At 54.1% G+C, this 14,473-nt stretch carries 13 protein-coding genes; 1 reads left to right on the forward strand and 12 read right to left on the reverse strand.

Features of this window, described 5'->3' with window-relative positions; genetic code table 11:
* Nucleotides 1–91: 91 nt before the first annotated feature.
* The 10 genes from V8247_RS03790 to cysK all read right to left on the reverse strand — a co-directional run bounded on the left by V8247_RS03790 (nucleotide 92) and on the right by cysK (nucleotide 9,372).
* Nucleotides 92–1,492: a reductive dehalogenase gene (locus V8247_RS03790; protein ID WP_338738927.1), complete on the reverse strand. Its 1,401-nt coding sequence runs from the start codon at nucleotides 1,490–1,492 to the stop codon at nucleotides 92–94.
* Between the two features lie 313 nt (nucleotides 1,493–1,805).
* Nucleotides 1,806–3,206 (reverse strand): reductive dehalogenase, encoded by a 1,401-nt coding sequence (locus V8247_RS03795; protein ID WP_338738928.1) that lies wholly within the window; start codon nucleotides 3,204–3,206, stop codon nucleotides 1,806–1,808.
* Nucleotides 3,207–3,506: 300 nt separating this feature from the next.
* Nucleotides 3,507–4,244 (reverse strand): response regulator transcription factor, encoded by a 738-nt coding sequence (locus V8247_RS03800; protein ID WP_338738930.1) that lies wholly within the window; start codon nucleotides 4,242–4,244, stop codon nucleotides 3,507–3,509.
* A 19-nt stretch (nucleotides 4,245–4,263) separates the two neighbouring features.
* Nucleotides 4,264–4,629, reverse strand: coding sequence for a sigma factor-like helix-turn-helix DNA-binding protein (locus V8247_RS03805; RefSeq protein WP_338738932.1), 366 nt, complete (start codon nucleotides 4,627–4,629; stop codon nucleotides 4,264–4,266).
* A 307-nt stretch (nucleotides 4,630–4,936) separates the two neighbouring features.
* Nucleotides 4,937–5,545, reverse strand: a complete 609-nt coding sequence (gene thpR, locus V8247_RS03810; RefSeq protein WP_338738934.1) for an RNA 2',3'-cyclic phosphodiesterase — start codon at nucleotides 5,543–5,545, stop codon at nucleotides 4,937–4,939.
* Nucleotides 5,542–6,387: an amidohydrolase family protein gene (locus V8247_RS03815; RefSeq protein WP_338738937.1), complete on the reverse strand. Its 846-nt coding sequence runs from the start codon at nucleotides 6,385–6,387 to the stop codon at nucleotides 5,542–5,544. The genes thpR and V8247_RS03815 overlap by 4 nt, the downstream gene beginning before the upstream one ends.
* A gap of 23 nt (nucleotides 6,388–6,410) precedes the next feature.
* Entirely contained in the window at nucleotides 6,411–7,097 is a 687-nt protein-coding gene (locus V8247_RS03820) for an endonuclease III domain-containing protein (RefSeq protein ID WP_338738939.1), read from the reverse strand.
* Nucleotides 7,067–7,540, reverse strand: coding sequence for a tRNA (N6-threonylcarbamoyladenosine(37)-N6)-methyltransferase TrmO (gene tsaA, locus V8247_RS03825; protein WP_338738941.1), 474 nt, complete (start codon nucleotides 7,538–7,540; stop codon nucleotides 7,067–7,069). The genes V8247_RS03820 and tsaA overlap by 31 nt, the downstream gene beginning before the upstream one ends.
* 219 nt (nucleotides 7,541–7,759) lie before the next feature.
* Nucleotides 7,760–8,191, reverse strand: a complete 432-nt coding sequence (locus V8247_RS03830) for a DUF4395 domain-containing protein (RefSeq protein ID WP_338738943.1) — start codon at nucleotides 8,189–8,191, stop codon at nucleotides 7,760–7,762.
* A gap of 176 nt (nucleotides 8,192–8,367) precedes the next feature.
* On the reverse strand, nucleotides 8,368–9,372 hold the full coding sequence (gene cysK / locus V8247_RS03835) for a cysteine synthase A (RefSeq protein WP_338738945.1): 1,005 nt from the start codon (nucleotides 9,370–9,372) through the stop codon (nucleotides 8,368–8,370).
* A 267-nt stretch (nucleotides 9,373–9,639) separates the two neighbouring features.
* On the opposite strand from cysK, the gene V8247_RS03840 reads away from it, so the two are divergent.
* Nucleotides 9,640–10,773 carry a PLP-dependent aspartate aminotransferase family protein gene (locus V8247_RS03840; protein ID WP_338738947.1) on the forward strand — a complete coding sequence of 378 codons (1,134 nt, stop codon included), beginning with the start codon at nucleotides 9,640–9,642 and terminating at the stop codon, nucleotides 10,771–10,773.
* Between the two features lie 156 nt (nucleotides 10,774–10,929).
* Here the strand turns inward: V8247_RS03840 and V8247_RS03845 are convergent, their stop codons facing one another.
* Both V8247_RS03845 and V8247_RS03850 read right to left on the reverse strand, forming a co-directional pair.
* On the reverse strand, nucleotides 10,930–13,893 hold the full coding sequence (locus tag V8247_RS03845; protein ID WP_338738949.1) for an efflux RND transporter permease subunit: 2,964 nt from the start codon (nucleotides 13,891–13,893) through the stop codon (nucleotides 10,930–10,932).
* Nucleotides 13,890–14,387, reverse strand: a complete 498-nt coding sequence (locus V8247_RS03850) for a MarR family transcriptional regulator (RefSeq protein WP_338738952.1) — start codon at nucleotides 14,385–14,387, stop codon at nucleotides 13,890–13,892. Before V8247_RS03850 ends, V8247_RS03845 begins: the two co-directional genes overlap by 4 nt.
* Between the last annotated feature and the right edge of the window lie 86 nt (nucleotides 14,388–14,473).

Below are 14,473 nucleotides of genomic sequence, written 5' to 3' on the forward strand. Positions count from 1 at the left end.
TAAACCGTACCAACGGTAGAGGCAAAGATAGCTTTAAGAAATAAGGAGGCGGCTCGTACGAGCCGCCTCCTGAAAGACCGGAGATATTGAATTAGTAGAGATAAGTCGGGTCAAACTGGAAGGTGGGAACTTCTCTCTGCCACCAGTCATCCGGGTTGCGGGTACCGTATCCGAAGGCTGTTTCCATGTCGGCGAAGAAGCCATTGAAGATAGGCGTGATGGCCTGGGTGGTTCTAACTATATTGTGAATAATGGCCTCATTACCGCCGTTGAACACGCAGGCGCCGTGGCAGTTTTTGCAGCGTGGGCAACGGAAGTTGAATAGCCTCCAGCCCTTGAAGCCGGGGATATAGTTCTGGATAGCTTCCTCTTCCGGATTCTCGTGATCCCAGCGCTGTTCACCCAGCGGCATGCTTTCGTAAGGGCAGGAATGAGCGCAGGTCATGCAGTCAATGCAGAAGCGGGCGATGCCGGCATCAATAGGCTTGGTGGGAGTCAGCGGCATATCGGTGATGATGCGGCCCATCCAGCGGAACAGGTTACCGTGGCTGTAAGAGGTGCCCAGCATAGCGGAGCGGGAATGCTCGGTGGTCCCGGCAAAAGCGCCGACACCGGCTGCGGGGGTGAAGCCGCCGGCTTCAATATGCATGAAGCCCATGGAACCCAGGAAGTAGTGGACATTATTTCTGACTTTGTTGCCGTGACAGTAACCGGAATAGGTTGGTGCCGGGGCCTGGCGGACGTGGTCGGTCGCCTCCAGACAAGCGTAATTGATAAGGTATCTGGCGGTATTGGGGATGACATATTCCGAGTCGGTTTCTTCCGGTTGGTCGGCATCCTTGAAATTATAGGGCTTGCCTCCGGTGGAGTTTTTATAGACTAGCTTCTTGCCTTTGTCGGTCAGTTCCATGACGCGGACACGGGTGGCGCCGAAGAACTTGAAGGCGTTGGTGATGGTTTGCAGGTTCTCTTCGGGAGTACCCTGCCATTTAGCCAAACCACGGTCTGCTGGGCTGGGAATATTAACTCCATCCATTTCTCCGATATAGTTTGGAGAAGGTAGTTTTCTGGAAGCGCCACTAGCTCCAGTAAGTGAATAATCCCGCAGACTCGGACCCTGGTAGGAGGGGAATTTCTCCTTCATGTACTCAATATCGCGGTTCTCCTCCTGCTTCATGGCGCGGTACTTGGCGATTTCCGGATGCAGGGTGGCATGAGTACCGTTGGTGGCCGTCAGGGGGAATCTGGAACCTAAGACTTTACGGGTGCGGTCAACGCGCTCAAAGACGTTCCAGTCAATTTCCAGAGTAGGATCGTCATACTCACGTTCCTTAACGTACCAGGGATGTTTGAACTGAGCTGACGAACTGGTTACCTCATCCAGGTCATGGAAATTGGGGGCAACCACTGCGGCAGCACCCAGGCCGGCACCGGCGAGGCCGATGCCTTTCATGAATTCGCGGCGGCTGATAGTGGAATGGAATTTGGACATTTGTGTAGTTCTCCTCATAAGTTTTCTTTTTTCAGCGGACTTTCTCGCCAGTCAACCGGTCTCTCCCGGCAGTCAAAAGTTCATCAATTAACCCTCCGCGTAAATATGAATAACCACTCTCAAACAAGTATAAGGGTGATTTTGTGATTGCGCATCGTACCAAAGGACTAGAGGTTCTAAGCATTTCGGCTATGGACAAAAGGCTAATAATACAATTACTAAAGATGGAAATAATGGGAATAAAGGAGGTATTTAACAAAACGAAAGGAGGCGGCTCGTACGAGCCGCCTCCTGAAAGACCGGAGATACTGAATTAGTACAGGTAAGTTGGATCAAACTGGAAGGTGGGGACGTCGTGTGTCCACCAGTTGTCCGGGTTGCGGGTGCCGTAACCGAACGCCTCTTCCATATCGGCGAAGAAGCCGTTGAAGATGGGGGTGACGGCCTGGGTGCCCCTGACCACTGCGTGAATGATAGCTTCGTTGCCGCCATTGAAGACACAGGCGCCGTGGCAGTTCTTGCAGCGCGGGCAGCGGAAGTTGAAAAGCCTCCAGCCTTTGAAGCCGGGGATATAGTTCTGCAGTTTCTCTTCTTCCGGGCTCTCATGATCCCAGCGCTTTTCACCCAGCGGCATACTTTCATAAGGGCAGGAATGGGCGCAGGTCATACAGTCTACGCAGAAACGGGCGATACCGGCGTCAATGGGTTTGGTGGGCGACAGCGGCATATCGGTGATGATGCGGCCCATCCAGCGGAACAGGTTGCCGTGGCTGTAGGAGGTGCCCAGCATGGCGGAGCGGGAATGCTCGGTGGTGCCGGCAAAGGCGCCGACACCGGCCGCGGGAGTAAAGCCGCCGGCTTCAATATGCATGAAACCCATGGTGCCCATGAAGTAGTGAACGTTATTGCAGACCTTGCGGCCGTGGCAATAACCGGAGTAGGTGGGTGCCGGAGCCTGTCTGACGTAGTCGGTGGCTTCCAGACAAGAGTATAAAATGACATATTTGGCTTTATTGGGGATTACGTTCTCGGTAGCCGTAACTTCCGGAGCATCAACGTCCTTGAAGTTGTACGGTTTGCCATTACCTTCATTCTTGTAGACCAGTTTCTTGCTTTTTTCGGTTAGTTCCATGACGCGGACACGGGTGGCGCCGAAGAACTTGAAGGCATTGGTGATGGTCTGCAGGTTCTCTTCCGGGGTGCCCTGCCACTTGGGAAGGCCGCGGTCTTCCGGTCCCTGGGGAGTGAAGTTCTTGGATACACCCAGGAAATCGGGAGTGCCCAATTTATCCGTGGCGCTGGAAGCGCCGGATAAAGCGTAATCCCGCAGGCTGGGACCCTGATAGGAGGGGAATTTTGCCTTCATGTACTCAATGTCGCGGTTTTCCTCTGTCTTTTTGGCGCGATAAGCGGCAATTTCCGGATGCAGGGTGGCATGAGTCCCGTTGGTGGCCGTCAGGGGGAATCGTTGACCTAAAACGGTGCGAGTGCGGTCAACGCGCTCAAACACGTTCCAATCAATTTCCAGGGTTGGATCGTCATACTCACGTTCTTTAACGTACCAGGGGTGCTTGAAGGCGGGGGACGAACTGGTAACTTCGTCTAGGTCGTGCCATGCGGGGGCAACGGCTGCTGCGGCCCCTAAGCCGACACCGGCCAGGCCGATACCCTTCATAAATTCGCGGCGGCTGATTGTGGAATGAAAATTAGACATTTAAGTTATCTCCTTAATTGATTTTTCTTTTTGCGGACTTTCCCGCCAGTCAGCCGGTCTCTCCCGGCGGTCATTTTTGTTTTTCCTCCTTTTAAGTGATCGTAAAGTGTATAAACAACAAGACTTACGTTACTATTGTAAACACTAAAGTCAGGGAAAACATCGTACTAAAGGACTAGTGGGTCTAAGCATTTCGGGTATAGACTAAAGTACAAAATAAGCGCGACTAAAGTATAATTAAACGCAAAAAAGGCGGGAGCGAATGTTCGCTCCCGCCGGAAGTGATAAGGCTGTGGTGTTTTAGATGATGTTTAATTGAGAAGATTTGAGGGCAATCTGAGTACGGTTGGTCACGTTCAGCTTGTTCATGATGCGGGTGACGTAGCCCTTAACCGCTGACTCAGAACAGCTTAATTTGATGGCGATTTCCTTATTGGTCAGGCCGTCGGAAACCAGGCGCAGGGTGCTCATCTCGCGCGGGCTGAGCTGTTGGACAATGATATCAGCGCTGGTAATCTCCTGGGTATCGTTGGATACTTCCTGCATCCTGGTGGGCAGCCTTAAAAGTCGGATCGCCCGGTACAGCAGGTTGCGGTCCCAGATACCGCCGCCGGCGGCTGCGGCGCGGATGGCAATGGCAATCAGGGCCTTGGAGCTTTCCCGGGTAATAAAACCGGCGACCTCGTATTGCAGCGCCTGGGCCAGGCTGTATTCATCACCTCGGCTGGTTAATACCACCACCGCGGTTGATGGCGAATTAGCGCTCACCGCCCGGGCGATTTCCATGGTGTCAATCTCGGTCAGTTCGCTGTCCACCACCACCACATCCGGAGAAAGTTCTTCAATCATCTTGATGGCTTCCCAGTTACCTTCGGATTCGCCAACCCAGTCCATATTAGGTTCTTCTCTTAAAAGAGTCTTGAGGCCGGTGCGGACAATCGGGTGGTCATCCACCAGGAAAACACGGATGGACGCCGCGGCTTCACCCAGTGCCAACTTAGCTAGATCGTGGACTGTCGCTTCGTCTTGATTATTCATCCCAGCTCCTTTTCGGTTGCTATCTTTGGTTTCCATTGTCGTTTATCCCTTCAATGACCGGGACGGTTTTTACCGGACACACCAGACAGGTCATTTTCCTGACGGCTTGCTGTACGCGGTAGTATTGTTTTGGCCGGGTTAAAGCAAAAAGCTCACCCGGCACGCCCTCGCCGGTGATCACATAGCGGTCATAATAACGCACCAGCATCTGGTTACGGCGCTTGATAAGAATACGGCAGAGCTGAGAGCGGATCAGTTGGGAGACGCGCTGCTGGGAGAGGCCGTATTGCTCTCCGAGTTCAGCCAAATTTACTTCGGGGTGAGCCTGATGGTATTCAAATATCTCGCGGTTTCTTTTTCGGGTGTCGGTTTGGTAATTTTGCATGGCGGTTCTCCGTTTCTTAAGGACAACCTGCAAAAACTGACATTCACTTCCGGTTGAACCGGACGGTGTGAGGTGACGAAAAATCGGCAGCCGGTATTTGCCGAACTCTATTTGACGGCCCACGCCGGAAAGATCAAGGTTGTCCTTGTGGCAGATAATTGAGACGGGGGAAGGGGGCAATTTTCTTTTTTTAATGTGCTGTGTTTCTTCAGCACCTGCATTGTAACATGTTGCGATATATATATGTCAAGGTAAAATAAAACTAATTATTTAGCTGAAACGCCCAATCAGCCGGCCGGGTGCTACTTTAGGACCGCCCCTGGTTGCTGTCGCTTAATAAAAATTCAGCCAGCCGGGTGTAAATCGGGCCGGTCGGCGTCAACCGGCTTTGCATTAAACTTACTGTTTCCACTGTGAAAGCCGAACCACTGACGGGCAGGTTTTCTGAGAGCCGGGCGGCCAGTTGGTGACGCACATTAACTCCGGCGTCCCGGCGCAGGCGGGCCAGGGTCAGGTGTGGTGAAAACGGCTGGGTCTCTGCCGGGAATTCCAGTGGCCGCAGACTGTTTTCAATCTGTCGCTGAAGCTGAGTCAATTGGTAGGTCTCACCTTGCAGACCGCACCAGATAACTTCCGGCCTTTGGCGGCTGGGGAAGGCGCCCAGTCCGGCTAATTCAAGGCGGAAAGGCCTTGAGCGCGAGGTCGCTTCCTCAATGACTTTCTGCAGTTCGGGAATTCGTGTTACAGGTACATTACCCAGAAATTTCAGCGTCAGGTGGATGCTGTCGGGTGCTACCCATTTAATGCCCGGTTCCAGTCCCGGCGACAGCATATTCTGGAGGTCAGCTAATTCCTCGCGGATAGTGGCCGGCAGTTCAACGGCGATGAATACGCGAAGATGGTCCTCCGCCGTCATTCAGACAGCCCCAGCATGCCGGCTGCATTGCCGCCGGAGATACTGCGCATAGACCAGGTTGAGAGGTTGGTGGCGCGCAGTTCATCCAGGCATCGCCGCTGTTTCAGGAGCGGCCAGTCCGAGCCGAAGAGGATTTTATCTGCGCCGACGAGTTCACTCACCCGCTCAAATATCTCCGGCTGGTACAGAAAAGGTGAAGCGGCGGAGTCAAACCAGACGTTGGTCAGGGCTTTTTCCACTTCCGGCATCAGACCGTAGAAAGGCAGGCCGCCGCCCCAGTGCGACAGTATCAGCCGGAGGCCCGGATGGGCTTCAATGAAGGGAAACAGAACATCCGGGGTGAGGGTGCCTTTACCCGGATAGTGGTGTCCTACCGGTTCGTCGGCGTGGCAGGTCATGACCATACCCAGGTCGGTTAAGGTTTTAACCAGCGGCTTGATCAATCTTCGGTCGTTCAGGTCAAAGCCCTGTACATCCGGTCTCAGCTCTCCAAGCCCCCGGGCGCCGGCTACGGCACAGCGTTTGAGTTCAGCCAGCGCCGCTTGCCCTGCCGCAGGCTGGACGGAGACAAAGGGGATCAACCGGTCGGGATATCGGGATGCCGCCTCAAGAATGTAATCATTGGTGCGGACGCAAAGTTCGTGACTGCCCCAGCCGATATTAAGGATGACCGCTTTGTTCACGCCGCTGTCCTCCATCTCGGAGATCAAGTCTTCGGCCGTACGCAGTTTGGCTTTGGCGTTGCCGTACAGCTGCGCGAAACAGACATCATTAGCGGCGTATTCTTCCCGCCGCATGGTCACTTCCGGTGAAAAGACGTGGGTATGAACGTCAATAATCATCAGCTCAGTTTAACAGCCCGGAGTCACACCTTCAATGGATTTATTAATTTATCGGCGTCCCGGCAATCTATTCTCAGGCAACATTCGCTGCACCGCGGCCGGACTCGGCAGAAAGTCTTGGCATGGTTGACGATCAACGCGTGAAATTCATTGTAAAGTGCCGGGTCAGGCGTCAAGGCCGTGGTAAATAATTGCTGCCAGTCATCATAGCGGTCGGGGCATGGGGCGATACCCAGGCGGGAAAAGAGTCGTCGGGTATAAGCGTCAATCACAAAAAACGGCATCTCCAGCGCGTACAACAGAATGGAATCCGCGGTTTCCGGGCCGATGCCATGCACTCCCAGCAGTTCTTGTCGGAGTTCATTGGGGGCGACGGATTTTAAGGCCGTCGGGTCGTCATCAAGAGTTTCCAGCCATTCTGCCAGGGCCTTGAGCTTTTTAGCCTTGGCGTTGTAGTAACCTGAAGGGCGAATCAAAGCGGCCAGCTCGGCCACATCCAAATTCCGGAATGCCGCTGGAGACAATGATCCGGCTTTTTTGAGGTTGGCGACGGCTTTTTCCACGTTGCTCCAGGCGGTGGATTGGGTCAGGATAGCCCCGGCCATCATTTCAAACGGTGTTTCGGCTGGCCACCAGTTCTGAGGTCCGTAACACCTGAAAAGCGTATCGTAAACGTGGTTTAAACCTGCCGCTGGTGACGGGTCGCCCATTCCGGTGCGCTGGCTCCTTCCGCAGGCGAATCATAACCGGGGATAAAGGGTTTGATATCCAGTACCGGAGTGCCGTCAATGGCGTCCAGCCCCTGAACGAGCAGAATGTTATCCCGCCGCTCCAACAGCCGCACTGTTGCCCGCCCGATGGAGTTAGGGCGGTAAGGGCTGCGAGAAGCGAATACGCCTACCGGCGGCAGTTCCTTGCGGCCCCGCGGGTAAACCTTGAGCGCCATTTTCGCCGGGTCGGTAGCCTGATGCATCCACCAATACACCATGATATGAGAAAAGTCGGCCAGCCCGTCCAGACCCTCGGCCAATTCAGGCCTGATGACGATTTCCGCCACGATTTCCCGCCAGTTGAAGCCGTTCGCCGGCTTCTCTCTGATAGGGCTGTTAACCAGTCCTATCGGTTTAAGTTCCATTTTGAGTTCGTTATCCATTTTGCTCAATCCAGTTTACAGTATCCGGTTGTTAGTTGTCAGTGTTTCTACCGCAACCCGTTGCGATTGCTCCTGCCATAATACTGCCCTTTCGATTCTACAGCCCTATGAGTCAACGCTGAATCCGGACTTTATGGCAGAGTCTGCCGTTATCAACCGTTTGAGAACATAGGCAGGGAACAAAGTACACTGTTTTTATCGCCGGTTACGAACAGGTTTTTAGCTGGACGGAGTTTTAACCGAGATGCTGGATTTCAATAATTTATATTGATAGTACAGCACGCAACCGAGGCAGCGCCCGCCAAGGGCAAAGGACACGACCACGGCCAGCACTCCGGCCACCACGAAACCGGCAATCGTCAAACCCAGGGTAAAGAGGATGGCCGCCAGGCTTAAAAAGATAACCGCCAGGGTGTTGTTGAAGCGAGCCAGTTCGCGCGCTTCAGTCGGGGACCCGGCTATGAGGTTTTTAAGCAGAGGTTTGGCAATTTGGACAAATAGGTTAGCTTTGAGTCCAAATATCAGCCCTGCGAGTTCAATCAGCAGTAATGCTGTCAGGATCAAAGGGCTTTGGGTCACCACAGCCAGAACAACCAAAGCCACTATGCCGGTCTGATTCGCTCTTAAATAGGGGACGGGAATTTCTTTCATCATATATTCTTCGCTTTCATTAAATTCGTGCCGTTTATGTTGATTGCCGCTTACCAGCCTCTGTTGGCCGGCAGGAGTTCATCCGGCTGATTTCCTGTCCGGCGTGGACAACGATGGTTTCCAGTTTGTGAGCAGTCATTATCTTCTTATTTCCTTCTCTTTTTGTTAGCGGTTAACTATATTACCGGTGAATCCTGCGTCAGTCCCTGGAACAACCAGGTGCTTAAATAACGTTCCCCTGTGTCCGGCAGAACAGCTACGATAAGTTTGCCTTTGTTTTCTGGCCTTTTGGCCACCTGAATGGCCGCCCAGGCCGCGGCGCCGGAGGATATGCCGACCAAAATACCCTCTTCCCGTGCCAGTCGTCTGGCGGTATCGCCGGCATCTTCATTCGTTACCTGCACTACTTCGTCAACCAACTCTTTTTGGTAAATATCCGGCACAAAACCCGCCCCGATACCCTGAATCTTGTGGGGGCCGGGCGCCCCGCCTGAGAGAACTGGTGACAGCGTCGGTTCCACGGCTATGGTGTGAAAGCCGGGCTTGCGTTTCTTCAACACATCAGACACTCCGGTGATGGTTCCGCCGGTGCCGACACCGGCGACAAGAGTATCCACCCGGCCCTCGGTGTCCCGCCATATTTCCTCGGCCGTCGTCAACCGGTGGATCTCTGGATTGGCCAGATTTTTAAATTGTTGCGGAATAAATGAATTGGGGTTTTCAGCGGCCAGTTCCTCTGCCTTTTTAATGGCGCCTTTCATGCCCTCAGCACCTGGGGTCAACACCACCTGGGCACCGAAAATAGCCAAAAGCTGCCGTCGTTCAACCGACATGGTCTCCGGCATGGTCAGAATCAATTTATAGCCTTTGGCGGCCGCAGTGAAAGCCAGCGCAATACCGGTATTGCCGCTGGTTGGTTCTATAATCACCGTATCCTTGTTGATAAGGCCCTTTTCTTCAGCGGTTAACAACATCGCCACACCCAGACGATCCTTGACACTGTGCAGGGGGTTAAATGATTCAAGCTTGACTGCCACTTCAGCGCCGGCATCGCCGACAATTCTATTCAATCGGACCAACGGCGTATTACCGATGGTTTCGGTAATATCCCTGGCGATGCCCCGGGTGAGGCTGGGAATCTGGATTGATTTGTAACTGAGTTTTTCAATTTTGCCGGCCATGTTATTTCTCCCTTTCGTAAAGTTGACAAAAAAGATGTGATTTAACAACAAAGATATGATAGCAGAGGTAAAAATGTATTGTCAAATCCGGTGTGGTGAGTAGAAAGGTGATGACATGGTAGTGTATTCAGACCGGGCCGGTGTTCCGGCAAGATTTGACGCCATGGGGCTGGTTCTGGATAATATTGTGATTAAACAGATGAAAAATAACAACTATACGCGGGTGCAGTTCGCTGGTAGAACTGAAAAACCGTGTGGGAGGACTCAATGAATCTGGATACCACCGTCATCCATGCCGGCGACCGGCCGGATCGTCATTACGGCGCCTTATCGGTCCCCATCTATCAGACTTCGTCCTTCGTGTTTGAGGATGTCGGCAAGACCCGCGGTTATGACTATACCCGCTCCGGCAATCCGACCCGCAAGGTGCTGGAAGACACCATCGCCCGCCTGGAAGGCGGGCATGCCGGATTTGCCTGTGCTACGGGCATGGCGGCCATCGCCACCGTGCTACATCTGCTCAAGGCCGGCGACCACGTTATCTCCGGTGACGACATTTACGGCGGGACCTTTCGCCTGTTTGAAAGTGTCATGAGCCGCTTCGGGATTGAGGTCTCGTTTGTCTGTCTGAGGGATAAAGCAGCGCTTGAAGCCGCCGTCCGACCGAATACCCGGATGATCTGGCTGGAGACGCCGTCTAATCCATTACTCAATATTACAGATTTGGAGATGGTAGTAGCAGTGGCTAAGTCGCGGCATATCCTGACCGTGCTGGATAATACCTTTGCCTCACCGGTTTTCTTACAACCGGTTTCTTTCGGCATTGACCTGGTCGTCCATTCCACCACCAAGTATCTTAATGGTCATTGCGATGTGGTCGGTGGCGCTATTGTGACCACTACCCCGGAATTGTCGGAACGCGTGGGGTTCATGGTCAATGCTCTGGGGGTAGGGGAAGCGCCCTTTGACGCCTGGCTGGTGTTGCGGGGAATTGAGACTCTGCCGCTCCGGATGGAGCGGCATCAGGAAAACAGTCTGGCCGTTGCCCGGTTTCTCAAGGAACAGCCCGTCGTTGAGCAGGTCTATTATCCGGGACTGCCGGAGCACCCCGGCCATGAAATTGCCAAAAAGCAGATGACCGGCTTCGGCGGCGTCGTATCCTTTGAGGTCAAAGGCGGTCTGGAAGCAGCCTCAAATGTCTTACGGCGCCTGCGGCTATTCGCGCTGGCGGAGTCGTTGGGCGGCGCGGCGTCGCTGGCGGAACACCCGGCGACCATGAGTCATGCCTCTATGTCCGCCGAACACCGGGAGCGTGTCGGCATCAAGGACAATTTAATCAGGTTGTCAATCGGTCTGGAACACCCTGATGATCTGATTGCTGATTTGCAGCAAGCGTTGTAGCCTGTCGCAAATCAGCCGGTTACTCAGGCGTTAAGTCTGGCCGGACGACGCTCTTTGGGCGTCTCAATGGCTACGATGTTGGTGGGCAGAACTATCAGACTGGAAAAAAAACGGCGGGTGCATTGCACCCGCCGTTTTTGGTCATTAGTGTCAGACCTATTCCGCTTTAACCGGCACCCGGTTGAGCAGGCTGTAGACCACCGGTACCACATAGAGCGTTAGTGCAGTGGAACTTATCAGACCTCCAATCACCACGATGGCCAGTTCGCCGGCGATGATGGAGCCTTCACCGAATCCCAGCGCCAGCGGCAGCATGGCCAGTGCGGTGGATAGTGAGGTCATCAGAATCGGCCGCAACCGGATGTGACCGCCCTCCAGAATAGCATTGCGCGGGTTCATACCGCTGCGGCGGAGGTGTTCTATCAGTGTTATCAGAACGATGGCGTTGGTCAATACGATACCTACCAGCATTAAAAAGCCCATCATGGCTGAGATGCCCAGCGGATTGCCGGTGACAAGCAGCCCTGCCAGGGCACCGATGCAGGCCACCGGCAGGGACAACATGATGATGAAGGGATTGCGGAAGGAGCGGAAAGTAACGACCAGTACCAGATAGGCGATAATGATAGCTGCTCCGATGGCTAGAAACATCTGACTAAAGCCTTCGGTCATCTGCTCATAGACGCCGCCGATGGTGATTTCAACCCCGGATGGCAAGTTCAGGCCGTCCAGCTGGCTGATGATTTTGGCATTAACGGCGCCGACGTCCTTGGCGCTGATGGTGGCAGAGACGGTGGAAGCCGGCTGTTGATTGACCCGGAGCAGTTCAACCGGCTGGGGGACGAAAGAGACCGTGGCAATTTCACCCAACGGCGCGGTATGCAGCCCGCCGACCAATATTTGCTGCATCTGCTGAGGGCTTTGGACCCCGGCCAGCAGAGGTGACAGGAACAGGTCATAGTTATTATCATTTACTGTAACCTGGCCGACAACGGCACCGCGCGCCAGCAGGAAAAGCTCACCGCTCAGTGTCTCCGGATCAATGCCGTACTGCGCCGCGGCGGCCACATCCAGTTTAATATGAGGCTGCGGCACTACCTGAGTGACGGCCGACTGGATGTTGATCAGTCCCGAGATACCGGAGAGCATGTCAGTGATCGTGATCACCGCCTGATCCACCTCGGCCGGGTCACTGCCCCTGACGGTCAGTTCAAAAGCGCCGGAGCCGAATCCGGAACCCTGAGCCATACCCTCAATTCCGGAGGATACAGTGATTTCGGCATCAGGGGAGATGTTTTCGGTTAGAGTGCGCAGCATTTCGGCCTGAGTTTCCAGATCGGCATCCGGGTGCAGAACCACGGTGATGGCGGCGACATTGGAGTCACCGCCGGCGGCGGCCATACCGCCCATCATGCCGGCGGTACCGGCGGTGGTTTGGTAAGTCTGCCAGTCCAGATTGGTGTGGATTAGTTGTTCCACTTTACGGGCTGTGGCTGCGGTGGTATTCAGGTCCGTACCCAGTGGCATCTCCAGATTCACCACCAGCATTTTCTCGGAACTGGACGGCAGAAAGGTAGTGCCGATAATCGGTACCAGGCCGAAGCTGCCTACTACCAGCACGGCGGTGGTAATCATCGTAAAAGCGCGATGCCGTAGGGCCCAGTCCAGAGAAGGCCGGTAGGCCCGCTGGTACCAGGTGCCGCCCGACTCTATTTCCGCCTCCTTCTGAACCTCCTTGCGGCTGATGAAGCCCGACATGGCCGGGATTACGGTCATGGCAATAATCAGTGAGGCCAGCAGTGCGAAGGTAACGGTCAGGGCGAAGGGCGTGAAAAGCTCACCCACCATGCCACCGACAAACATTAATGGGATGAATACCACCACGGTTGAGATTGTGGCTGAGATGATGGGTGCCGCCACTTCTTTGATGCCGTCAATAGCGGCGGTTTTGAAGTCTTTGCCGTTTTCCAGATGCCGGAAGATGACTTCCAGCACCACGATGGAGTCATCCACCACCCGGCCGACGGCTAGGGCCATGGCGGAAAGGGTCAGCATGTTGATGGTAATACCGGCGGCATACATCATCAGGAAACCCGCTAGGACGCTCAATGGGATGGAGATGGCGGTAATCAGCGAAGCGCGCAGGACTCGCAGGAAGATAAAGATGGCTAACACCGCCAGGATGGCGCCAACGATGGCTTCCCGGTAAAGGTCGGCGATTGATTGTTCAATGAATTCAGATTGGTCAAAGATAGGCGTAATGGTAACGCCGGGCGGCAGGTTTGTGGAAATGAGGGCTATTTCTGCCATCACAGCGTTCGCCACCTCAACGGTATTAGCCTCCGTTGCCTTGGTGATCATGACACCGATGGAGGGACTGCCGTTGGTGGTGGTAACCGCGCTACCCGGGGCTGCGCCCAGGGAGATGAAAGCCAGGTCTCTCAGCAGCAGATCTGTCCCTAAAGGAGTGCTCAGTAACTCATCTAGTGAATTGAACTGGGAAGAGCCCAGTATGCCGGCAAGTTGTGCGGCGGAGACTCCAGCGTCTATCATGGCTTGAATGTCCGGGATTAGCACTGCCTGCTCTTCACCCCCGGTGACACTGGCGGAGAAGACACCATCAATAGAACTCAGTCGCGGGATGATATTATCTGCGGCGATATTTCTGAGTTCCGGCCCGGTCAGGTCGCCTGACAAGCTCAACATTACCACCGGCATGGCATCCAAACTGATCGGGAATAACTGAGGCGCCTGGGTTCCTGCCGGCAGGTTCAGGCCGGCCAGCTCACGGGAGATGGCTTCGGTAGCTGCCTCCATGTCAACGCCGTATTCGTAGGTGATGATCAGCATTGAAAGATTGGCGGAAGACACCGCGTTTATCTGCTTATAGTCACCGGCGCGGGCTACGGCCTGTTCCACCGGCTTAGTGACTTCCTCTACTACCTGCTCCGGAGTCGCCCCGGGATAAACAGTGATAACGCTGGTTACCGGCATCTCAATAGCCGGCATCAGCTCCACTTTCAGGTTTACCAGCGCCAGGACGGAAACGACGGTGATTACAGCCGCCAGGAAAAAGGTGGCCCAGCGGTTTTTTAGTGATAATCTGGTCAAAAAGCTCATTTAGTCTCCGTGATTCTTTTTGTTGCGGCTGGGCGGTTCCCGCCCTCTTCAAGGTTCAGTTCTGCTGCCGCCGCCAGCAGGTCGGCAATCCCCTGTTGCATATGTTCCAACTGGCCGACATTCATCTTTTCCAGGAGTTGGGTCATTCGGGCACTACCGATTTCCCACATCTGGCCGATAACTTTCTTTCCTTTAGCTGACAGATCGCAGATAACCGCCCGCCGGTCGGCGGGGTCGGCATATCGGACGATAAACTCGTGCTGGACAAGTCGGTCGGTGATACCGGTCATAGTGGCGGTGCTGACGCCCAGAAAGGCCGCCAGCGTGCTGACTCGTGAAGGTCCTTCAGTAGCCAGATACATGGCTGTCTTGAGCTGGGTCATCGTCAGATCCAGGTTAAGCCATTCCTGAGGCACGATCGGTCGAATGGTACGGAAAAAATGCTGGTGGGAATCCACCAACTGCTTGATGATTTCAGTCTTTTGTGACTCCATGACGCATGGCTCCGTTAATAAATATTACCTGTCGTGCTAATAGTTAGTAAGAAGCTAATTATAAATCAGAAAACGAAAGGCGTCAA

This window comes from Dehalogenimonas sp. W (assembly GCF_037094495.1).
Taxonomy (GTDB): Bacteria; Chloroflexota; Dehalococcoidia; order Dehalococcoidales; family Dehalococcoidaceae; genus Dehalogenimonas; species Dehalogenimonas loeffleri.